The following is an 18,596-nucleotide window of genomic DNA, read 5'->3' on the forward strand; positions in this document are numbered from 1 at the left end:
ATCTGTGCTCCTCCTCCCTGATTGGGGCATGCCTAGGCGGCTATTCGCCTGACTGGGTTGGCTCTGGCTCGTCCGGGGCAGCTGCAGGATCATCTGTAAAATTCTCGCGCAGTGTCTGGTTCAGTTCTGCGGAAGACTCGGTGGCTACGGCCAGCGGATCGGTGGCTTGCTGGTCTTGGGCCATGGCCTCGTCGCTGCGCAGCGGATCGGATGCTTCCAAGGTCTGCGGGGCATCGGAGGAACCTTCGGACACCGGCTGGCCGTCGCGGCCATCTAGTGGTTCATCTTCCAGGCCCTCTTGATTCACGGCTTGGAATTCTGCTTCGTTGAACGACATTTTTACTCCTAAGATTGAGGACGGACACCGGATGAAGCCCGGTTAGCTGGTCAATGTACTAGACGCGCTTGCCGCGTGACATTGCCTTGAGCAAACTCCCAGTATCCACCGCAGGCTGGCGGTGGCGTTCTGCTAATTGGTGCAGGGTGGTTTGTTCAAAATCCGGGTCTGCAGAGGCAACCGCCTGACTGGCAATGGCTACGCGGTAGTTAGCTGCAAAGGCATCTGCCGCGGTCGCTGCGATGCAGGAGTCGGAAGCCACTCCGGCCAGAATCAGCGCACGGATCCTATGGAACTGCAGAAGCCCGTCCAGGCCGGTTTGCCAGAAAGCGCTGTCGCGATGCTTGATAACTTCCACCGCGCGGGATAGGTCCAGTTCAGCAAGGTTGTGAGTCTGCACTGTTCCTTCAAAGAGGAAGCCCTGGTCATCTTCGAGCATGCTCAAAGTCCATGTCGATTTATCGCGCTGGTGAATGGTGCGGACATTGACTATCAGCAGATCATGAGCACGGGCTTCGGCCAGCAGCCTGTTGCACTGCCCGGCCACCTGCTGGCGCAGCTTCGCCAGTTCGTCGGTCTCGAAGAAAGCATTTTGCATATCGACGATGACCAGCGCCGGACGGGAGAAGTATTCGGGTTTCCACAGGCTCATTGCTTACTGCCTTGGCTTCAGATGCAGCTGATGATGGGGACAGCAAATATCTGTCCCCATCATCAGTGGGTTCTGGTTAATCGTTTTCACTAGAGGCCTGCGTCGCTGCCGCCACGTGGGTGGTCAAGGCTGCTTGGACCCTTGATCATTCTGAAGAGGCCCCAGATGGCCATCAGTGCGCCCCACGCGACACCTATCCACATCGGGGAGAACGACCTGTCAGCATTCTGCGGAATCAGCAAGAACGACAAGAAAAAGGCCAAGATGATCAATCCGCCAATCAGCAGCCCCAATCCCAGGTGTTTCCTGCGGGGAGCCTTTTCAGGCTGTCGCGAAGTCATGCTGGTACTCCTTACTGCCGGCTATCCGGCATCAAATCGATTGGGATCCTCTGCTTCTTCAGCCGTGGATTCCCCGTCTTGGTCCGGGTCTGAAATCGGTCCCCGGCGAACCACGTTCTTTTCCTCCGGCTCGTCCGTCGGATCAGAACCGTCACTGGAATTTGCGCGTTCAGTCATCGTTGATACCTCGTTCCAGTCAATTAGCTGTCTCGGAGCATGTCTATTAGTTCGTTCTTGCGTTTGTCTGAGTAGTTTTCCAGGCCGATTTCCTTGGCTCGTTCTTTGAGCTCCTGAACGGTCCAGTCCTCATAGCTGCCGGACTCACCACCGCGTTCGCCCACTTTGCCGCGGCCATCGCGGGCCGCGGCGTTGGCAATCCGAGCGGATTTCTGCTTGGAATTGCCCTCGTCGCGGAGCTCTTCATAGAGTTCTTCATCCTTGATTCGGTTGGAACTACTTTTCTCTGCCATCTCTTCTCACCTCTCTGCTGGCGGGGATCGATTGGAAGAACCTGCCAGGTACCGCACACGCTAGGCTTCCGCCGGACGCTTCGCCAGTGCCGGCGCTTTTCTTTATGGTAAATCCCAGAAACTCGGACTGCACTGGGTATATGGCCTAGCACAGTCCGTCTTTTGGTGCGTGTAAAAGCAGAAAAATCCAGCTAATTGGGGGAGGTTTCCGAGTTGCTGGATCTTGAGTGGGGACCGGGCAAATGGCATTCTGAGGCTACAGCTGGACAGCTGAACAGAAGGTCCGCATTCAGCACGCTAGGGAAATCATTGGCCAATGGCCCACTGAAGGGAGAGGAACATGAGTACCTTCGGTATCGAAGAAGAATTCTTCATGATCGATGCGGAAACCGGGCTACCGGCCGAACCGGATCCCAACCCGTTCAAAGAACTGCTCGACTCGCAGCGGCGTGGAGAGGTGCAGCATGAGCTGCTGGCTTGCCAGCTGGAGTACGCCAGTGCCATCTGCGAAGACAGAAATCAGGCGCTGGCGGAACTGCGTGGTTTCCGTTCTGCTTTGGCCCACCAAGCCGAAGCGTCTTCAATGATTGTCGCCGGGCTCGGTGCGGCACCAATGATCGCGCAGAAAACTCCGACGGTGACCGATAACGAGCGATACCAAGACATCCATGCGCTGCTTCCGGGAATCACCTCGGAGCATTACATGTGCGGACTGCATATTCATGTGTCCATCCCTGATCGTGACGCGGGGGTAAGGGCATTAAATTTCCTGCGGCCGTGGTTGCCGTTATTCTGCGCCCTGGGCGCCAACTCGCCCCTGTGGCACGGAGCGGACAGCGGATTTTCTTCCTGGCGCACTATCCACTACCGCAAATGGTCCGTTCAGGGGATCCCCCCGCATTTCAGCGACGCATTGGACTACGAGAGTAGGCTGCGTGTGCTGGTCGACACGGAAGCAGTACCTGATCAAGGACATATCGGATGGGCCGTACGGCTTTCAGAAACCCATCCCACCATTGAGCTGCGCGTCGCAGATTCGCAATTGCGTGCTCATGACTCAGTTCTCATTGCCGTACTGGCCCGGGCGGTCGTGGATACGGCACTGAAACCCGGGGCAACGTCCTACGAGTATCTTCCTGAAAGACTGGACATTGCCTTCTGGCAGGCTGCCAAGCATGGGCTTACCGGAAACCAGATCAACCCCGGTGACGGAAGTACCGTCAGCAGCAAGGACCTGATGAGCCGGTTGTTGCGGCTGATTGAACCGGCGCTGCGAGAGAGCGGAGATTATGACTTCGCCGTGCACTCCCTGCGCAATATCTTGGAAATGGGAAACGGCGCAGTCCGTCAGCGGGCAGCCTTTGAGCGTGGTTCCATCAGCCATCTATTGGCCAATGCCCATAGTGAAATGCGTATGTAGTGCTGCCGATTGCGAATGATCAAGCTGGGAGCGCCCGAAGAAAACCGCTACCGGGGTTTCCCTGCGACGGATAAAGGTCTAGAAAAGAAACACCAACCAGAAAGGAGTGCTTCCATGGCTCTCTGCGACACGTGCGGTAACGAATACGACAAGACGTTCACCGTGACGAGAGGCGAACAGACAAAAACCTTCGATAGCTTTGAATGCGCCATCCACCTGATGGCACCGAGCTGTGCCCATTGCGGGTGCCGAATTCTAGGCCACGGGGTGGAAAGCGGCACCGGAATCTACTGCTGCGCCAGTTGCGCCCGCCATTCGGGCGAAGCTCTACTTGCAGACCGCGCTTGAGCGGCCTCGGGCAGCAAAAGGTACGTGGGACCAGTTCATAGTGAACTGGTCCCACGTACTTTTAAAGCTCAGCGTCTAAGGCTTACGCGTTTCTGCGCTGATGAACCAGGCCTGCTGCTCGAGTAGGGCAATGTATTCATGCAGGATGTCGGCGGTGGTTGGGTCTGCCTCGTCCACCGGATCATGTACTTCACGCATGACGCCAACCGTTGCTTCCAAGGCCTTGACCACGATATCTACAGCGGTCGTGGTGAGGATTTCACCATTGGTTGGTTGGTCCAGCTCCGTGTACTTGGTGATGGTGGCTGCCAGTCCGTCTGGGGTCACATGCACTGCACGCATGCGCTCGGCGATTTCATCGGAACCTCGGCGGGCAATGGCCACGATCTCATCGAGGTTCTGATGCAGGTCGCGAAAATTGGGCCCGACGACATTCCAATGAATCTGCTTGCCGACCAGCTGCAGGTCGAGCAACTGGATGAGCACCGATTGCAGCGAGTCGCGCAGAACTGCCGGGGCAATAAAGCCTCCCTCAGCATTTTCCTTGCGGGTCTTGCTTGCTGGAGTGTTTTTTGTGTTCGACATATTTTTCTCCTTTGCAGTGAATCTGACATGTTCGGCGGTGGTCCCGAGGGGACACCAGCTAAATTGGACGCTACTACTGATGCCCTGTGGGTGTAAAACAGCAAGGGACATTCTCACCTCGCTCCAAGCTTTGCCCTGCGTGCGAAAAATTCATTCAGATCCGTGAAAACTGACCGACAAGCTTAAGCCCCATCAGCACCCGGCCGGAATCTGGGAAACCGCCGCTTCCATTAGCTGGCAGTATCCGGATAATGCTGGCGGACAGGTAGAACCAGCCGGTATCGTCCACCGCAGTACGTTGCCCCGAATGAATCCAAGGAGAAACATGGTGCATGACCCAGCCCCTAACGATCCAGTCGAGCAGAATACTTCCCAGACGGAGAACACGGACGAAGAAATCTTGCAGAACGAAGAACTCGTCCGGGAGTGGGAAGATGAGTCGTTCCCGGCCTCTGACCCGCCAGCGAATTTCTAGCCAGACTCCAGCTCCGGTAACCGCATGCTAAAGGCAGCGCCCTTGGGGACGCTGCCTTTAAAGTGCTAGACCCTTGGAATACGGTTAACGGGTCTCCAAGGAATTGCGGTGATCGGGATGCTGGCCGCGCCGTGTCAGCAACAGGCCAAGGGCCACCATTCCTACGCCGAGGACCAGATGAAGCCAATTATCTGCATCGTTGAGCGGGATGAAGTTGGCTGCGCTGTCAAAGTCGATGATCAGCCCGTAAATCCAGAGCAGCAGATAGATGATTCCGCCGACCACGAGGTAGCTTTTTGCCGCCGGGATGCTGCGCGCCATGATGAGTCCGGCAATGCCGAACAAAAGGTGCACTGCGTTGTGCAGGTAGGAGACTTGGAAAATCCCGAGGAGGTTCGCCTCGGAATGGTGCCCTGCTCCTGAAAGCGAATCGTAGTTTGTCGTGACTCCCGGAATGAATCCCAGGACGCCGACGAGGAGGAAGACTATGCCTATCAACAGAGCGGCCTTCTCCACCGCAGATCGGACATCAGAGGGGGTGTTTCGTGTGTTCATGGTGGCTCTCCTTCGTTCTTGATCAGCAACAGAACGGATGACGCTCACGCGCCGCACGGTGTTTTCCCGCGTGTCAGACACGCTAGAGGTCTGGAGCGCGCGCGGGAAGCAAGAGCCTAGGTGCACAGGAAATACTCAGGTTTCAAGGATTGCCGGCAGCCCGGTGTTTAGGGCCGGGGACAGTTGCCTTCGGCAAATAGCTGAGGCCCGTGGCGCGATTCTGGGAATTCATCACTGGTGCGGCGGTCGCGCCAGCCTGATTTCTCCACGTAATGCCATCACACTCGATGGCAGTGTATTGGCTCTGCCGGGATTTTTCACAGGAAGCGTTGTCCCAGCGCTTCGACGAATGGACAGTCTCAAGGGAATCTGTGGATCTCACGCGAAGCCGATGCTTGCTACTTGGCGGTGCGAGAATGACAGAAGGCCATAACGAGTAAGTGCAAAGACGAAAAGGATTCGGAAAATGAGCAGAAATCATCTGCATGTGCTGGTCAAAGACCCCGGACAATGGACTGTTTCCCTCGGCGGACAACACGTGACAACGAGCAAATCCCAAGCAGAGGCCTACCAGCAGGCGTTGGCCAAGGCTGAAGAACTCGGAGACGCGGTGATCTTTGTCCATGATGACGAAGGAGAGCTGGAGTTCGAGGAAACGTATCCGTAGCCTGCCGTAAATTTCTGCAGCTGCGATGTCGGCACTAAGCGTTCGCAGCACATTGCAGGGCTGTCAGATGACCCACACGTCCGCCAAGGAATTACTTCAAGGTATGCCGGATAGGGCGCTGGGTTGCCCGGCTCTGCTTCGACAGTTCGCTTGGGCTTGGATGGTGAAAGCAGTGTCCGTAAACCTGAAAGTCAGCTGAGCGTCCCGGTTTGTAAACGTGGGCTTTTGCGTTGCCACTCGTGAACTGACGCCAGCGGGGGAGCGCATTCGTAGCGGGTCCTCAAACTCCGTGTTCTCAGGCATGAAGAGCGGTTGAAGAGGGCAGTGCCTGCAGCCGCCAATAGTCCGCTACCGTGCAAGAGCGGATTTGGCAACATGGATCCGGTCTTGCGAAGTGGTGTAACGAATTGATAACTTGTGTTTACTGACTTGGACTTTTGGAATTTGTTGCATGTGTGGACATCGCGTGGCTGCAAATCCAGATTCTAATCAGACACGGTTTTCCGGAGCACGGGAACAGTGCGGCGTAAAGGGAGTACTCGAAGAGTTACGAACAAATATGGAGGTAGTGCACGTGGCGGGACGTATTGTGAGGTCGAAAACTGCCGAACGAGTAACTGAACTCTTAGGTTCCCGTGAAGGACGCAAGCACTTGTCCCAGTATGGCTGGGTTGAAGGTATGCCTGTGGTGATGTCCGAATCCCAAGAGGCACTTGAGGACGTGATGGCATTGGTATCCGTGCACGGGCGGGCAGTGCTCGTTGCCATGCTTGATCCACGCAGTGCAGACCCGTTGTTCTTGCATGTTTCAGCTCCGAACCCGGCGCTGAGCATTGTGAACAATGTTGCGCAGGGGACCAGCATCGGCGCGCTCTTTGAGGCGGCCGAACACGAAGGAATGATGACTTTCCGGGTCAAGTACTGGAAATACAGTGCCGTGGCCCACCTCATTCCGGCCTATCGGGCAACTGCCACAGAAGCACAACTTTCTTACAGGAACTAGATGCCGCTCTAGCCACCTCGGCGCGGGAGGCCGCTGACAAGCATTGCCACCAAGTGGGGCATCTGCCTTCGGGCCGATGCCCCACACTGCTTAATCCGGAGTTTAGTGAAGACCAAGAAATTTTGAGGCGCCGACAAGGGCCGGCATACTGAACCGGTCCTTGTCGGAAGTGCATCCGCCAGCCTCAGCTGCGGCCGGCGAACATCAGTTTAACGGTTTGGCCCGTCATCCAAGCCGTCGGTTTCAATACGTTCCTTGCGCAGTTGCTCATCGATACGCTCGTCCTCGACGACCGTTTCCTTGTCCAAGCGGACCCGCTCGACGGGAACGGCTTCCTTGTCAACCACTGGACGTTCGGCATGGAGCGTGACTTCCTGTTCCTCGGAACCCAGATCGCCACCTGCCACTGTGTCCGAAGTCTGAGCTCCGGTAATCGGCTCGCGTTCGAGCCTGACCTCTTCATGGCTGACGGGAACGGTTGTGGTCACGTCCTCGGTCACTACGTGCTTGCGCAACCGGACCTTGCCGGTCTGCACCTGCTCGGTGCCCACACGCAGCTGTTCTTCGGAACGGATCATGGACTGATCGGCTGCTGCAACTTCATCATCGAGACCTGGCCGCTGCAAAGAACCGGTGGATGCCTCGCCTGCAGTCGACTCGGTGTCGACGCCGGTTGGTTCCGCGAAGTCATAAGCCCGGCCGTAGTACTCGAAGAGCTCCTGCTCCTCGGAGGGGCTCAACTGTGTCTGGGCATCGACTCGCGGAGCCTCCTTGACCGTCTTCTTGTCGAAAGGAACATTCAAGGTGTCTCCGGCAACGCTGGCATCGGCCAGGGGACGAAGTTTTCTGACAGGCCGAAGAACCCGGTGTTCACGGTAACCCACTCAGGTTCACCGGTTTGTTCGTCCAGGAAAACTTGGCCGAGCTTTCCAATCTTCTCCCCATCGTTTCCGGTGACGGTGCCGCCGATAAGGCTTAATTCGTGTAGCTGGTCTGTGTTGATCATGAGTTTCTCCTTCTGCTGCGTTCGTCAATGAAATCATCAAATCCAAACAGCCTGACCGGCTGTGGTGCCGGACTGCTGAAGCTGCGCCTCGATAGGGGCGTGACTCGAGAAAACTTCTCTCAGGCGGCCATGACGTTGCCGCGCTGAGTCGACTATTGCATGGAATGCAAATGAGGATTTCCAAGCTTGTGCCTGCATACCCGCAAGCTCCGCAATGCCTGTGAATCTCGCGGGTATCCTTACATTGGCCACTGGAACGACTCCACAATCCGTGCGGTCAGGCGAGTGGCTGGTAGGTTCAATCGGGAAAACCTATGGCACCTGTGTGTGGAGGATGCACGATTCTTACACCGGGTCCTCCGGATTTGTTCCCTAAGGCGTCCAGCCCAAACGGCACTGAACGGTGCTGATCCGCATTCCCAGCGAGTGCATAGCTGTGCCCGCGGAGGCTAGCTCTGGAGCGGCTGGAATCCGACGTATCTGCGGGTTGCCAGATGCCGAGACCGCGATGAGCACCGGACCACCCTGGATAGAGCCCGGCTGCACAGTTGATTCTGCCCTGGATCTAAAATCCCAGCACAATCCGAGGCAGGAAAATCTGCCTATTTTGAAGCGTCAGTGCCGTTTGAGCCGATTGCTTGAGCCGGAATTGCCGCTGGCATGAAACATCTTTCAAGGAACGGAAAAACTGCCTGACGTGGCATGCGGCACCAACATGTCCAGCGCCGCGCGCACAGCGAGGAATACTTGTGCTCCGCAAAACCGGAAGAATGCTGGGAAATTCTGGGATCTGCGACACCGGGTATGGACGGAGGGATACTCTGCGGTGGATCAATACTCTCCGTGGGGAGAAGTCATAGAAAGGCGGCTAAGCACGTGTCAATCCAGTTACTGGACGCGCCTGACCCACTTCGCATTGCGGTTCTTGCGCATCTGCACCATCCAATCCGCGCACCTTTTGCCGGCGGGATGGAAGCGCATACCGCGCATCTGGTCTCGGATCTCAGTTCGCGCGGACACCATGTCACGCTGTTCGCCAAAGCAGGCAGCGAAGCGCTTTGCCCGCGAGCCACGCTTCGGATCCATCCGGTGATCTCCGGGACTTTCGAGGTCCGGGGATATCCGGATGACCAAATGAAAAATGCGCAGCACCGGAAGCTGGACGGTGCGATGAAGTCAGCGGTAGAGCACATTCGTGCCGGTGACTTCGACGTGGTCATCAATAATTCGCTCAGTCCAATACCGCACGCGCATTTGCAGGGAATGGCTGTCCTGCACATTCTCCACACCCCTCCGCTTCCTAGGATTACCTCGCTGCTGGACAAGCAGAAAACCGATGAGCGGCACCGTTTCGCTACGGTTTCGGCCGTTAATGCCAGGGCATGGCGCCGCTGGCTGCCGCAGCTGGAGATCATCCCCAATGGAATTAACATGGAATTCTGGGGAAACCAGCCCCATGCCGAGGTCAGTGCGGGAACCGCGGCCTGGACCGGACGCATCACCCCGGAGAAAGGCACGCATCTGGCCATCGCTGCGGCCCGGGCTAATAATCTGCGATTGGCAATGGCCGGGCCCATCCAGGACCGGGAATACTTTAATGAGCTGATCGCCCCGTCCCTGGCCGAGGACGCCAGATACCTGGGGCATCTGCCGCAAGAGGAACTGCGGCAGCTCATTGGCTCCAGCGAGGTGTTCATTTCCTCGCCGCTGTGGGAAGAGCCCTTCGGACTGACCACACTTGAGGCGATGGCCTGTGGCACCCCGGTCGCCGCCCTGCCCGCCGGAGCCATGGCAGAACTGATCGGAACGACCGGCGGCGCGCTCGCCACTGCGCGGACCGCCGCGGCGCTTGGCCACGCCGTGGCAAGGGCCTTGGCCATGGACCGCCAGAAGGTGCGCGAACGTGCCGCGGGTTTTTCGCGTGAACTGATGATTGAAGCCTATGAATCCCTGCTCGCGCAGATCGCTGCGCCCCTGGCGCTTCGAGGCCGGGAATCATGAGCGCACCGCGGATTTCCTACTATGCCCACCACGTGGGTTCCGGCCACCTGCGCCATGCCCGCAGGATCATCGACGCCTCCGTCTTCGAGGTGCAGGTCACCAGCACCGGGCCGAACCGAGGGACGCTGCTGCCGGCCGGGACAAATTACGTCTCCTTAACCGCAGATGTGCACCCGGAGCAAACGAACCAACCGGCCGCGGGCGGATACCTGCATTACGCGCCGGTGGGCAGACACATCACCGAGCGCTTCGCCACGCTGAACCAGGCATGGAAGCGGTTTGCCCCCGATCTGGTGATGGTCGATGTATCGGTGGAAGTAGCACTCTTCGCCAAGCTCAGCGGCTACCGCGTGGCGATGCGGCGCATGCCGGGAAAACGCAGCGATAAGGCGCATGCCATGGCCTACGACATCGTTGACGCTCTTTTTGCCTACTATCCGCAGGAACTGGAAGATGCAGGTCATCTGGAGCGGTACGCGCATAAAAGCCACTATCTGGCGGTGCCGCGCCCCGCCACGAATTTGGCAGAGAGCCAGGATTCCAGCGGATCTGCCGATGCTGGAACACTGCCGGGCAAGGTGGTAGTGCAGACCTCGCTTGGTTCTTCCATCGGGCAAGCGGACATTGTCCGGGCAGCGACCTGCGCCAGTCAATGGTCTTGGGAGGTGCTCGGGTCGGTAAACCCGGACGGCTCAAGGATCCCGGACAATCTGCGATTCCATGGGGTGGTGCCGGATGCAGCACCCTTCCTTGCACAGGCCGCGGTAGTAATCACCTCATCCGGGCACAACGCGGTTTCTGCCGCGGCGGCCTGCGGCCGGCCAGTGCTGCTGATACCCGAAGAACGGCCCTTCGACGAACAGCGCTGCTATGCATCAATACTGCAGCGAGCCACCGGATGCCTGATGCTCGACTCGTGGCAGAGCCCCGCGGACTGGAACATGATCCTCGAGCAGACGGCACAGACTGACGGCTTCGCACTGGCCCGGGCCCTGTTCATTGACCCGGAGGAATTCACCGGGCGGCTTCGGTCTATGGCCGGGGACCTAGTGGCAGGGATAAGCAGATGCTAATAGGGTTCCAGGCTGTGTGCCTGCTCGATTTCGCTAACGGTGGGATGGCGCAGGATCTGCAACGGCTCAGCCTCAGCGTTCCAGTTGATCAGACCCAGTTGCTGGAAGGAAGCGAGCCATCCTTGCATAGGCCAGATTCCCCAGCGCTGCCGGAAAATCTTGGCATTCTGGACGATGTCCGCAAAATGGTCCAGCGGCGGCTTGTACACTCCGTGGTGCTGGTGGAAGATGACCGCGCTGCTGAAAGTCACCGCAAGATCCTGTGCACGCGCGGCCAGGGCGAAATCGGTGTCTTCGCCTCCGTATCCGCCGTAGCCGGTGTTGAATCCGCCAAGCCGCGCGAAGTCCCGGGCGTGGATGGCGAATCCCAAGGACCAGAACATCTCGTGATGGTCGCAGGGAGTGTTGCGTGGAAGATCTGCCCGCGCGTGGTGCGCGACCGAAAGCTCGGCAAGCCGCTGATCGGCAGGCGTGGGCCCGGATTCCAAAGGCTGGCGCAGATAGCGCGGTTCGGCCATCACCAGCCCGCGGTGCTCTGCCAAGGCTTCGAGCAGTTCGGACAAAGCAGGTTGCGCGGGGATGCAATCGACATCCAGGAACACCAGCCGTTCCGAGCGTGCAGTGTACGCTGCAGCATTGCGGGCGCGGGCCAGCGGAAGTCCGCTTTCGTGCGGCAAGGAAGGCAGATGGATAATCCGCAGCCCAAGCGTGCAGGCCACCGGCTCAGGCCGCGGATCATCCATGTACACCACCACCACTTCCTGCGGCCGACAGGTGCTGCGCTGCACCCCGTCTAGCAGCCGCTGCAGGTGGCCGGCACGGCCATGGGCAATCACCAAAACTGAAAATTCCATGTTGTTCTTCGGCTCCCTGGCACTTACCCGGCTCTGCCGGGCAGATGGACAAATCCGTACGGCTCGACATTACTCAAAAGAACACTCGCAAAGCAGGATCCATCATGACTTCTCAGATTACGTCCAACATCATCCGCGTCGCTTCGGTACCCAGCGACCAGATCTACATCCGCCACCTGGAATCCTGCCACGGCCAGCCGCGCCCGCAGATTCTGCGGTTGCCGGATCCGGTGCCTGCCCGGGGTCCGCGCAGCGGACAATCGCCGTGGTGGCCGCCGGTCATGCTCAGCGCCCCATGGGTCCGGGACCATCGTGACTCTTTTGACCTGATGCATGTCCACTTCGGTTTTGATGCGCTGGATCCCCAGCAGCTTCGCGAAACCATGGCAGAGTTGCGGCGCTGGGGCAAGCCGCTGGTATATACCGTGCACGACTTGATCAATCCGCACCAACCGGATTCGGCCGCGCATCTGGCCTTGCTGGATGTGCTCATCACCGGTGCAGATGAGCTGATCACCTTGACCGACGGGGCAGCGGCCGCGATTGCTGCCCAATGGGGCCGGCAAGCTCATGTGCTGCCACATCCTCATGTGCTGGACTTTGCAGTGATGGAGCGGATTCGCCAGAGCCGGGAAAAGCAGCGGGCACAGGATCCGCAGCGTCTGAGGCGGGTGGGTGTGCATTTGAAGGGGCTGCGCGCCAATATTTCTCCGGCGATCCTCGAACCGCTGGCGCGGATTGTCGCGGAAATCCCGAACGTGGTACTGCAAGTTAATATCCACCGCCAGGTGCTGGATCCAGATAGCAGCGAATACCGCGAGGAGCTGGCACGGCTGCTCACCGGCGGCCAGCTCCAAGGAAAATGGGAGTTGGTTTCCCACGAGTACTTCAGCCACGAGGAGCTGTGCGAGTATTTTGCTTCTCTGGACGTCAACGTCTTGCCTTATCAGTTCGGGACGCATTCGGGCTGGCTCGAAGCCGCTTTGGACGCCGGGACGGCGGTGGTTGTTCCCTTGTGCGGCCAGTATGCAGGTCAGCATCCCTCGCTGGCCGCGTACCGCTGGAACGCGGACCAAGTCGAGGAGGAGTCGCTGCGTGCTGCAGTGCGCCGGCAGGTCGGTCTGGCTTTCATTCCGGGCATGGGGGCCGCCGAACGCCAAGAGCAACGCGAAGCGCTGGCCGAAGCCCATCAACGCATCTATTCGACTTCGCTGGGCAGACGCAAGACATTGCCTCAAACCGGCTCCAGTGCCGCCGGTGCTCGGTGATCTGCGCGGCTAGCTTCCGAGCAATGCCGGCGGTTGCTTCGATTCGCAGCGGTGTGTGGACCTGCTAGCTGGCAATCCACTGAGTACGGCTTTGCACGGCGCTGAAAATCTGTAGCGTGGAAAGCGACCTGAACATCCCGATTCCAAGGAGCTGAAGCATGGCCAACGAAGAGGTAGACAAAGTTATCGGCATCATCAACGATGTGCGCATCGGCATGGTCGCGACCCAGAGCCAAGGGCGTCTGGTCAGCCGTCCGCTGACGGTCATCGACGTGAAGGAAGACGGAGATCTATGGTTCTTCTCTACCGCGCAGTCGGATATCGTTCGTGAATTCGAGACGCAGGACCTGGTGAACGTCTCGTTCTCCGGAAACAAGGAGTGGGTCTCGGTCAGCGGACGCGCATCGGTGGTGCGCGACGTGGCGAAGAAAAAGGAGCTATGGAATCCCATGGTAGAAACCTTTGCCACCGATGGCCCGGAATCGCCGGATACGGTGCTGCTGCGCGTGGATTCCGAATCCGCGGAGTACTGGAAGAATCCAGGTGGCGCAGCAAGCCTGGTCGCCGGGTGGGTGAAGCATAAACTCACCGGCAAGAATGCCGAGCCGGGGGATTCGAACACCGTGCAGCTATAGCCGTGTGAACACCTTCTCACCGCATTGATCCATAACACTAACGGCCTCCGATTCCCGCGAGGGTTCGGAGGCCGTTGCCGCTTAGTGCGCTAGGCAGGAGGTCATCGCGCTTCCAGCGGTGGTGCCTTCGCCAAGGCTTAAAGGCTGGCTACCAAAGGGGTAGACATGCACATGGCGCCCCATGATCCGAAGATCCATGGGGCGCCATGTGCGGGGCAACTACTTCGTCAGGTCGTCTTTGACATCCTTGGCAGCGTCCTTGACGTTTTCGCCAGCCTGCTTGGTGTGCGCAGCCGCCTGGTCCTTGGCGCCCTCGGCCTGCAGACTTTCGTTGTCAGTTGCATCGCCAATCGATTCCTTGGCTTTTCCAGATACTTCCTGAGCCTTGTTCTGGATTTTATCTCCGATACCCATGGTCACTACCTCCTGTTTGGATCTGGTACTTACAATTTGAACTATAGAACTAATCGCACATCCGCTGTTTTAAACTGAATACCAGCTGGGAACCAGCGGCTCCCAGGGCGGATAAGCCTGGTGATCTTTACTTCCGGTCCTTCACGCGCAACCCAAAACGTGGGCTTGAGCTAGCCCTTTGCACCATCGGCACGTAAAAGGCGTATGGTGTAAGCAAGTTTTATTTACCAGCATTCAACGCACGGCGGAGTCAACGCAATGACCGATATCAATCTCGACTTGGCGCTATCCAAGTCCCAAATTTCAGACCTTGTTAATGCCTTGGAAGATCACCGCGACGATTTTCTGCGTAAGGCAGTCGAAGCCCAAAATGGCTTCGGACTGGATCCCGAGTACTGGGAGTCCCGGGCAGGAGAAATCGACGCGACATTGCTGACCGTGCGATCCGCTATCAGGATGAGCATCGGCCAGGACTAGCTTTTTGAGGTTCATGAGCAGCGAATTTCCGGCATGCGTGCTGGCGTTGCCTGCCGCTGATGCCGGTATTGCCAGGTTCTAAAGGCGTGTGGAGGTCCGCTGATACACGGTAGCCTGCTGGAATTCCGAGGGGTCAAAGACCGGCAGGATATGGGCGACCGCGCTGTATTTCCAGTAGCGGATTCTGAACGTCGCCATGCCGCTGAGTTCCAGAGCATCAACAAAATTTCCGAAGGACATACTGCGTGCCGATTCCTCGACGACCTTCAGCGCGGCGGAAGTCTCGGAGACGTGGATAAAACGCAGGTCTTGGGAATCCTCGTCGACCATCGCGACAAGTACGGCGCCCGGATGAACCGACACGAGTCCCATGACATCTTCCAATGGCTCCGCGGGCAGAGTCATCACGATCGCCATGCCTTCTTTCCAGCCGTGGCGTGCAAGATACTTCCGGCCCTCGCGCGAGTCCAGTAAAAGGGCCACGCGCTCAGCGGTTTTGGATCTGACGATACGTCCGGGCATTAGAACTACCTCCACTTGTGAACGATATTTCGAGTGCTCCCCATGGTGTGCCGCGAAAACACCCACTGCCATCGAGGAAGGAATTCCTGCGCCTGCTATCGGTGAATCTGGCACTGCCTTGAATGTAGCAGGTGTGGCACGGTTCATATTTAAGTGGTTAATCCTTCTCAGATTATTCACAGCCATAGAGCGGCTCGTCACCAGATCGACTTGAGCGCGACCCAATCGGAAGCACCCGTATCAGGGGCCTATCAGCTTGCTCCATGTCCCGGGCGATTGCTCTACACTGGCCCGAAAGTGCAGGAGGATATTCATGCGACAAAGGCCAGTGAAATTCGGTCCAACGCCCGGATGCGCGGACTCGGAACCAGAAACTGCGTGGTGGCCAGCCGGGCCGTCAATACTCGAAGCCGCCGGCGAATGCCAAGGCAACCCAGCCACCGTGCTCCGGGCGCTGGCACGCGCCACGGTGGATCCGCCGGTACCTGGACAGGGAAGCACCGTTCAATTATGGGAATTCCTCGCCTCGCTTGGCGCCATCGACTTGGTGGCCGCGCGCAGCGTGGAACCGCACTTCGATGCCGCAGCCATCCTGGGCGAAGCGGGCAAGCCGTGGCAGCCGAGTCAAACGTGGGGTGTCTATGCGGCCGAAGGTCCCGGCAGCACACTGGAGGCCACCGCAGATGATCACGGTCAATGGGAGCTGAACGGGGTTAAGCCATGGTGTTCGCTCGCAGGCCAGATTTCCCATGCACTGATCAGCGCGCACACTGCCCAAGGGCGCAGGCTGTTCACCGTGCAGCTGGACCAGCCCGGCATCCAGGTCGAAACCGGCAATTGGATCAGCCGTGGCATGGCCCGGCTGCCCAGCGGGTCCGTGCGCTTTGCCTCGGTGAAGACAAAGCCGGTAGGCCCGGCTGGTTGGTATCTGGAACGTGCGGGCTTCGCCGTAGGCGGGGCCGGCGTGGCGGCATGCTGGTTCGGGGGAGCAATTGGAATCTTCCGCCACCTGCTGGAGAGCTCCGCCAAGAGAGAGCCAGATCAACTGGCGTCGGCCTGGCTCGGCGAAGCTGACCGGCTGCTGGCCGGCGGTGCCCAGGTACTTCATCATGCGGCCGGACTAGCCGACCGCGGTGCACTTGACGCAATGCATGCAGCCCGCGTGCGCGGCCACATCGCGCAGCTATGCGGACGGGTCCTGCAGATCAGTGCCGAAGCAACCGGGCCAGGCCCGCTGGCAACAGATGAAAACCACGCACGGCGCGTGGCCGACCTGGGGATCTATGTGCGCCAGCACCATGGTGCCCGCGACGACGCGGCACTGGGACGGATGGTTTATCAGCAGCATGCTCAAGCAGGTGCACGGCCATGGTGACATTCAGCCACACTGATCAAGGCACCGCGGCCGCGCAATGGAATGCCCATGGCTTGAAAGACCTGGAGCAGCTGGATCTTTCCCGGGTATTTACGCAAGGCACCAAGCTGGTAGTCCTGGCAGCGCATCCAGATGACGAGACACTCGGTGCAGGCGGACTGATCCACCAAGCGGTGAAAATGGGCATCGAGGTGACGGTCCTGGCCTGCACCTCAGGCGAGGCGTCGCATCCGGAATCTGCCACGCATTCGCCGGCCCAATTGGCCGCCGTGCGTGATGCAGAACTTGGGCAGGCCATGGCGCTGCTGCGCGCTGAGGCCAAGGCAAGCGGTGCAGTGCACTTGCGCTGCCTTCGGTTGCCCGATGGCCACTTGCCTTCGCACGCCACCGAGATAGAGGCAGCGCTGCGCGAAATCAGCGAAGGCGGGCCCTGTGTGGTAGCCAGTACTTACCGCAGTGACGGGCACCCCGATCATGAGGTACTAGGTCGCCTTGCAGCGAAAATCTGTGCCGAGCTGTCCTTTTGCCTTCTGGAATTTCCCATCTGGTACTGGCATTGGGCTGCCCCGGGCACCGAGGTGCGCTGGCGGCATTGGACCCAGCTTTCCTTGGATGAACAAACGGTGCAGGCCAAACGCCGGGCGCTGGCCGCGCACACATCCCAAACGCAGCCGCTATCGAGCCTGCCCGGGGATGAGGTGCTGCTCGATAGCCAATTTCTGGAGCACTTCCACGGCCCGCGGGAAATCTTCCGGCTTACCTGGCCAGGCGACAAGGATGCGGCTGCCGCCTCCCAGGTGTTTGATGAGCTGTATGCCCAGCGGCCGGACCCGTGGAACTACAAGGACAGCCACTACGAGCAGCGCAAGCAAGAAATCATGATGGCCTCGCTACCGCGCCGCCGCTATCGCTCCGTCCTGGAATTAGGGTGTTCCATTGGAATGCAAACGGCCGCGTTGGCTACGCGAAGCGGCCAATTGCTGGCTGTTGATGCCAGCGCCGAGGCACTGGCCCACGCAGGCGAGCAGGTGACCGGCATGGAACATGTGAGCCTGCGCCAAGCGACGTTGCCGGGGCAATGGCCGCACTGCGACCCCGGATCAATGGACTTGGTGGTGCTCAGCGAAATCGGCTACTTCTTGGCCGCGGATGAATTAGCCGAAGTTCTCCAGCACTGTGCCACGGTGCTTGAACCCGGCGGCGAACTGGTGCTGTGCCACTGGCTGCATCCCATTGAAGGCTGGCCGCTGGATGGAAAAGCCGTGCATCGTATGGCCGGCGAGTGGAATTGGGAAGCCGCAGTAGTTCATCAGGAACAAGATTTCTTGCTTGAAATACTGCGCAAGCCGGCAGGCCGCCATGGGTCGTAATACGTTAGACGCCATCGCCGTCGTTGTTCCGGCGCACAATGAGGCTGACCATGTTGACGGGTGCCTTCGGTCGCTGGGATCTGCCATGGAGCGTTTTGCCTCAACCCATCCGGAAGTACTTGTGACAGTGACCTTCGTATTGGATTCGTGCACCGATAAAACTTCGGAAATAATCCAGCGCCATGGCGCCGCCGACCCGCGGATTGCAGGACTTTGTGTCCAGCATCGCAATGTCGGTGCCAGCCGTGCTGCTGGCGTGCGGCACGCGGTGAATGAACTGGCTCCGCTCGCCAGCGGCGGCTCACTTTGGGTTGCTTGCACCGATGCAGATACCCGGGTTCCGGAGCATTGGCTGGATTCCATTGCCAGATACCACGCGGCCGGAGCGGATGCGGTCACCGGAACCGTCGAACCGGATCGCCGAGAGCTGGATCCTGGTATCTTTGCGCTGTGGCAGGCAGCCTACCGGCCGGTCGACGGGCATCACCACATCCATGGAGCCAACTTCGCGGTCAGCGCCGCGGCCTATGAGGCGGTGGGTGGTTTTGAACCGTTGGAGGCAGGGGAGGATATTGCGCTGGTCAGCGCACTGCGCCAGGCCGGGTACCGGGTGGATGCCTCGGCGTCGCTGCACGCGGTGACTTCAGGTCGGATGCGTGGCCGGCTCCGCGAGGGTTTCGCGGATTATCTGGCCACCTTGGCGGGCCACGGCACCCGCGTCGAATCGCGGGCCGGCAAGTGAAAGCTG

General features: G+C 59.0%; 26 protein-coding genes. 12 read left to right on the forward strand and 14 right to left on the reverse strand.

Annotation, left to right across the window (positions count from 1 at the left end):
* Positions 1-40: 40 nt before the first annotated feature.
* The 5 genes from CIK74_RS06450 to CIK74_RS06465 all read right to left on the reverse strand — a co-directional run bounded on the left by CIK74_RS06450 (position 41) and on the right by CIK74_RS06465 (position 1,800).
* Positions 41-337 (reverse strand): hypothetical protein, encoded by a 297-nt coding sequence (locus CIK74_RS06450; protein WP_096254962.1) that lies wholly within the window; start codon positions 335-337, stop codon positions 41-43.
* Positions 338-395: 58 nt separating this feature from the next.
* Positions 396-989, reverse strand: a complete 594-nt coding sequence (locus tag CIK74_RS06455; RefSeq protein ID WP_096254963.1) for an isochorismatase family cysteine hydrolase — start codon at positions 987-989, stop codon at positions 396-398.
* A gap of 89 nt (positions 990-1,078) precedes the next feature.
* Positions 1,079-1,330 (reverse strand): hypothetical protein, encoded by a 252-nt coding sequence (locus tag CIK74_RS06460; protein WP_096254964.1) that lies wholly within the window; start codon positions 1,328-1,330, stop codon positions 1,079-1,081.
* Between the two features lie 21 nt (positions 1,331-1,351).
* Positions 1,352-1,507, reverse strand: a complete 156-nt coding sequence (locus CIK74_RS18705) for a hypothetical protein (RefSeq protein WP_170947772.1) — start codon at positions 1,505-1,507, stop codon at positions 1,352-1,354.
* 23 nt (positions 1,508-1,530) lie between these two features.
* The gene (locus tag CIK74_RS06465) at positions 1,531-1,800 is read right to left on the reverse strand and encodes a Rho termination factor N-terminal domain-containing protein (RefSeq protein ID WP_096254965.1); all 270 of its coding nucleotides are present in this window, start codon (positions 1,798-1,800) and stop codon (positions 1,531-1,533) included.
* A 340-nt stretch (positions 1,801-2,140) separates the two neighbouring features.
* On the opposite strand from CIK74_RS06465, the gene CIK74_RS06470 reads away from it, so the two are divergent.
* Positions 2,141-3,220 carry a YbdK family carboxylate-amine ligase gene (locus tag CIK74_RS06470; RefSeq protein ID WP_096254966.1) on the forward strand — a complete coding sequence of 360 codons (1,080 nt, stop codon included), beginning with the start codon at positions 2,141-2,143 and terminating at the stop codon, positions 3,218-3,220.
* 423 nt (positions 3,221-3,643) lie between these two features.
* Here the strand turns inward: CIK74_RS06470 and CIK74_RS06480 are convergent, their stop codons facing one another.
* Positions 3,644-4,153: a DNA starvation/stationary phase protection protein gene (locus tag CIK74_RS06480; protein WP_096254968.1), complete on the reverse strand. Its 510-nt coding sequence runs from the start codon at positions 4,151-4,153 to the stop codon at positions 3,644-3,646.
* A gap of 154 nt (positions 4,154-4,307) precedes the next feature.
* A complete protein-coding gene (locus CIK74_RS06485; RefSeq protein WP_096254969.1) occupies positions 4,308-4,487 on the reverse strand; it encodes a hypothetical protein in 180 nt (59 codons plus the stop codon).
* Between CIK74_RS06485 and CIK74_RS18710 the strand changes: the two genes are divergently transcribed.
* Positions 4,479-4,628, forward strand: coding sequence for a hypothetical protein (locus CIK74_RS18710; RefSeq protein WP_170947773.1), 150 nt, complete (start codon positions 4,479-4,481; stop codon positions 4,626-4,628). The genes CIK74_RS06485 and CIK74_RS18710 overlap by 9 nt on opposite strands.
* 84 nt (positions 4,629-4,712) lie before the next feature.
* On the opposite strand, the gene CIK74_RS06490 is transcribed toward CIK74_RS18710, so the two are convergent.
* Complete coding sequence (locus CIK74_RS06490) at positions 4,713-5,183, reverse strand: DUF4383 domain-containing protein (protein WP_170947774.1); 471 nt, start codon at positions 5,181-5,183, stop codon at positions 4,713-4,715.
* Positions 5,184-5,649: 466 nt separating this feature from the next.
* On the opposite strand from CIK74_RS06490, the gene CIK74_RS06495 reads away from it, so the two are divergent.
* A complete protein-coding gene (locus CIK74_RS06495; RefSeq protein ID WP_096254970.1) occupies positions 5,650-5,850 on the forward strand; it encodes a DUF2188 domain-containing protein in 201 nt (66 codons plus the stop codon).
* A 466-nt stretch (positions 5,851-6,316) separates the two neighbouring features.
* Entirely contained in the window at positions 6,317-6,853 is a 537-nt protein-coding gene (locus CIK74_RS06500) for a hypothetical protein (protein ID WP_240520477.1), read from the forward strand.
* Positions 6,854-7,062: 209 nt separating this feature from the next.
* Here the strand turns inward: CIK74_RS06500 and CIK74_RS06505 are convergent, their stop codons facing one another.
* The 3 genes from CIK74_RS06505 to CIK74_RS18715 all read right to left on the reverse strand — a co-directional run bounded on the left by CIK74_RS06505 (position 7,063) and on the right by CIK74_RS18715 (position 8,405).
* Positions 7,063-7,656 carry a YsnF/AvaK domain-containing protein gene (locus CIK74_RS06505; protein WP_343251919.1) on the reverse strand — a complete coding sequence of 198 codons (594 nt, stop codon included), beginning with the start codon at positions 7,654-7,656 and terminating at the stop codon, positions 7,063-7,065.
* Positions 7,653-7,859 carry a PRC-barrel domain-containing protein gene (locus CIK74_RS19185; protein WP_343251920.1) on the reverse strand — a complete coding sequence of 69 codons (207 nt, stop codon included), beginning with the start codon at positions 7,857-7,859 and terminating at the stop codon, positions 7,653-7,655. Before CIK74_RS19185 ends, CIK74_RS06505 begins: the two co-directional genes overlap by 4 nt.
* A 372-nt stretch (positions 7,860-8,231) precedes the next feature.
* Entirely contained in the window at positions 8,232-8,405 is a 174-nt protein-coding gene (locus tag CIK74_RS18715) for a hypothetical protein (RefSeq protein WP_170947775.1), read from the reverse strand.
* 330 nt (positions 8,406-8,735) lie between these two features.
* On the opposite strand from CIK74_RS18715, the gene CIK74_RS06510 reads away from it, so the two are divergent.
* Both CIK74_RS06510 and CIK74_RS06515 read left to right on the forward strand, forming a co-directional pair.
* Complete coding sequence (locus CIK74_RS06510; protein ID WP_170947776.1) at positions 8,736-9,860, forward strand: glycosyltransferase; 1,125 nt, start codon at positions 8,736-8,738, stop codon at positions 9,858-9,860.
* Positions 9,857-10,933, forward strand: coding sequence for a hypothetical protein (locus CIK74_RS06515; protein ID WP_096254972.1), 1,077 nt, complete (start codon positions 9,857-9,859; stop codon positions 10,931-10,933). Before CIK74_RS06510 ends, CIK74_RS06515 begins: the two co-directional genes overlap by 4 nt.
* On the opposite strand, the gene CIK74_RS06520 is transcribed toward CIK74_RS06515, so the two are convergent.
* Positions 10,930-11,787 carry a glycosyltransferase family 2 protein gene (locus tag CIK74_RS06520; RefSeq protein ID WP_096254973.1) on the reverse strand — a complete coding sequence of 286 codons (858 nt, stop codon included), beginning with the start codon at positions 11,785-11,787 and terminating at the stop codon, positions 10,930-10,932. The two genes, CIK74_RS06515 and CIK74_RS06520, sit on opposite strands and share 4 nt — an antisense overlap.
* Before the next feature lie 104 nt (positions 11,788-11,891).
* Here CIK74_RS06520 and CIK74_RS06525 point away from each other — a divergent pair, with 104 nt between their 5' ends.
* Positions 11,892-13,055 (forward strand): glycosyltransferase, encoded by a 1,164-nt coding sequence (locus CIK74_RS06525; RefSeq protein ID WP_170947777.1) that lies wholly within the window; start codon positions 11,892-11,894, stop codon positions 13,053-13,055.
* A 158-nt stretch (positions 13,056-13,213) separates the two neighbouring features.
* Complete coding sequence (locus CIK74_RS06530) at positions 13,214-13,690, forward strand: pyridoxamine 5'-phosphate oxidase family protein (RefSeq protein ID WP_096254975.1); 477 nt, start codon at positions 13,214-13,216, stop codon at positions 13,688-13,690.
* Between the two features lie 219 nt (positions 13,691-13,909).
* Here the strand turns inward: CIK74_RS06530 and CIK74_RS06535 are convergent, their stop codons facing one another.
* On the reverse strand, positions 13,910-14,104 hold the full coding sequence (locus CIK74_RS06535) for a CsbD family protein (RefSeq protein WP_096254976.1): 195 nt from the start codon (positions 14,102-14,104) through the stop codon (positions 13,910-13,912).
* 258 nt (positions 14,105-14,362) lie between these two features.
* Between CIK74_RS06535 and CIK74_RS06540 the strand changes: the two genes are divergently transcribed.
* On the forward strand, positions 14,363-14,581 hold the full coding sequence (locus CIK74_RS06540; protein ID WP_096254977.1) for a hypothetical protein: 219 nt from the start codon (positions 14,363-14,365) through the stop codon (positions 14,579-14,581).
* A gap of 78 nt (positions 14,582-14,659) precedes the next feature.
* Here the strand turns inward: CIK74_RS06540 and CIK74_RS06545 are convergent, their stop codons facing one another.
* On the reverse strand, positions 14,660-15,250 hold the full coding sequence (locus CIK74_RS06545; protein WP_240520478.1) for a hypothetical protein: 591 nt from the start codon (positions 15,248-15,250) through the stop codon (positions 14,660-14,662).
* A 166-nt stretch (positions 15,251-15,416) separates the two neighbouring features.
* Here CIK74_RS06545 and CIK74_RS06550 point away from each other — a divergent pair, with 166 nt between their 5' ends.
* The 3 genes from CIK74_RS06550 to CIK74_RS06560 are packed head-to-tail and all read left to right on the forward strand — an operon-like array spanning position 15,417 to position 18,590.
* Entirely contained in the window at positions 15,417-16,478 is a 1,062-nt protein-coding gene (locus CIK74_RS06550; RefSeq protein ID WP_141392892.1) for an acyl-CoA dehydrogenase family protein, read from the forward strand.
* Positions 16,472-17,848, forward strand: a complete 1,377-nt coding sequence (locus tag CIK74_RS06555; RefSeq protein ID WP_096254979.1) for a bifunctional PIG-L family deacetylase/class I SAM-dependent methyltransferase — start codon at positions 16,472-16,474, stop codon at positions 17,846-17,848. The genes CIK74_RS06550 and CIK74_RS06555 overlap by 7 nt, the downstream gene beginning before the upstream one ends.
* Positions 17,838-18,590 (forward strand): glycosyltransferase, encoded by a 753-nt coding sequence (locus CIK74_RS06560; protein WP_096254980.1) that lies wholly within the window; start codon positions 17,838-17,840, stop codon positions 18,588-18,590. Before CIK74_RS06555 ends, CIK74_RS06560 begins: the two co-directional genes overlap by 11 nt.
* Positions 18,591-18,596 lie beyond the last annotated feature (6 nt).

Origin of the sequence: Glutamicibacter sp. BW77, assembly GCF_002332285.1 — a bacterium.
Classification (GTDB): domain Bacteria; phylum Actinomycetota; class Actinomycetes; order Actinomycetales; family Micrococcaceae; genus Glutamicibacter; species Glutamicibacter bergerei.

What these genes read in the sequence shown, in the direction of transcription:
- CIK74_RS06545 (WP_240520478.1), bottom strand. Translation starts at nt 15,250, where the DNA reads ATGAACCGTGCCACACCTGCTACATTCAAGGCAGTGCCAGATTCACCG.
- CIK74_RS06540 (WP_096254977.1), top strand. Translation starts at nt 14,363, where the DNA reads ATGACCGATATCAATCTCGACTTGGCGCTATCCAAGTCCCAAATTTCA.
- CIK74_RS06530 (WP_096254975.1), top strand. Translation starts at nt 13,214, where the DNA reads ATGGCCAACGAAGAGGTAGACAAAGTTATCGGCATCATCAACGATGTG.
- CIK74_RS06520 (WP_096254973.1), bottom strand. Translation starts at nt 11,787, where the DNA reads ATGGAATTTTCAGTTTTGGTGATTGCCCATGGCCGTGCCGGCCACCTG.
- CIK74_RS06455 (WP_096254963.1), bottom strand. Translation starts at nt 989, where the DNA reads ATGAGCCTGTGGAAACCCGAATACTTCTCCCGTCCGGCGCTGGTCATC.
- CIK74_RS18705 (WP_170947772.1), bottom strand. Translation starts at nt 1,507, where the DNA reads ATGACTGAACGCGCAAATTCCAGTGACGGTTCTGATCCGACGGACGAG.
- CIK74_RS06490 (WP_170947774.1), bottom strand. Translation starts at nt 5,183, where the DNA reads ATGAACACACGAAACACCCCCTCTGATGTCCGATCTGCGGTGGAGAAG.
- CIK74_RS06560 (WP_096254980.1), top strand. Translation starts at nt 17,838, where the DNA reads ATGGGTCGTAATACGTTAGACGCCATCGCCGTCGTTGTTCCGGCGCAC.
- CIK74_RS19185 (WP_343251920.1), bottom strand. Translation starts at nt 7,859, where the DNA reads ATGATCAACACAGACCAGCTACACGAATTAAGCCTTATCGGCGGCACC.
- CIK74_RS18710 (WP_170947773.1), top strand. Translation starts at nt 4,479, where the DNA reads ATGGTGCATGACCCAGCCCCTAACGATCCAGTCGAGCAGAATACTTCC.
- CIK74_RS06535 (WP_096254976.1), bottom strand. Translation starts at nt 14,104, where the DNA reads ATGGGTATCGGAGATAAAATCCAGAACAAGGCTCAGGAAGTATCTGGA.
- CIK74_RS06480 (WP_096254968.1), bottom strand. Translation starts at nt 4,153, where the DNA reads ATGTCGAACACAAAAAACACTCCAGCAAGCAAGACCCGCAAGGAAAAT.
- CIK74_RS06485 (WP_096254969.1), bottom strand. Translation starts at nt 4,487, where the DNA reads ATGCACCATGTTTCTCCTTGGATTCATTCGGGGCAACGTACTGCGGTG.
- CIK74_RS06525 (WP_170947777.1), top strand. Translation starts at nt 11,892, where the DNA reads ATGACTTCTCAGATTACGTCCAACATCATCCGCGTCGCTTCGGTACCC.
- CIK74_RS06470 (WP_096254966.1), top strand. Translation starts at nt 2,141, where the DNA reads ATGAGTACCTTCGGTATCGAAGAAGAATTCTTCATGATCGATGCGGAA.
- CIK74_RS06495 (WP_096254970.1), top strand. Translation starts at nt 5,650, where the DNA reads ATGAGCAGAAATCATCTGCATGTGCTGGTCAAAGACCCCGGACAATGG.
- CIK74_RS06465 (WP_096254965.1), bottom strand. Translation starts at nt 1,800, where the DNA reads ATGGCAGAGAAAAGTAGTTCCAACCGAATCAAGGATGAAGAACTCTAT.
- CIK74_RS06555 (WP_096254979.1), top strand. Translation starts at nt 16,472, where the DNA reads ATGGTGACATTCAGCCACACTGATCAAGGCACCGCGGCCGCGCAATGG.
- CIK74_RS06450 (WP_096254962.1), bottom strand. Translation starts at nt 337, where the DNA reads ATGTCGTTCAACGAAGCAGAATTCCAAGCCGTGAATCAAGAGGGCCTG.
- CIK74_RS06515 (WP_096254972.1), top strand. Translation starts at nt 9,857, where the DNA reads ATGAGCGCACCGCGGATTTCCTACTATGCCCACCACGTGGGTTCCGGC.
- CIK74_RS06460 (WP_096254964.1), bottom strand. Translation starts at nt 1,330, where the DNA reads ATGACTTCGCGACAGCCTGAAAAGGCTCCCCGCAGGAAACACCTGGGA.
- CIK74_RS06550 (WP_141392892.1), top strand. Translation starts at nt 15,417, where the DNA reads ATGCGACAAAGGCCAGTGAAATTCGGTCCAACGCCCGGATGCGCGGAC.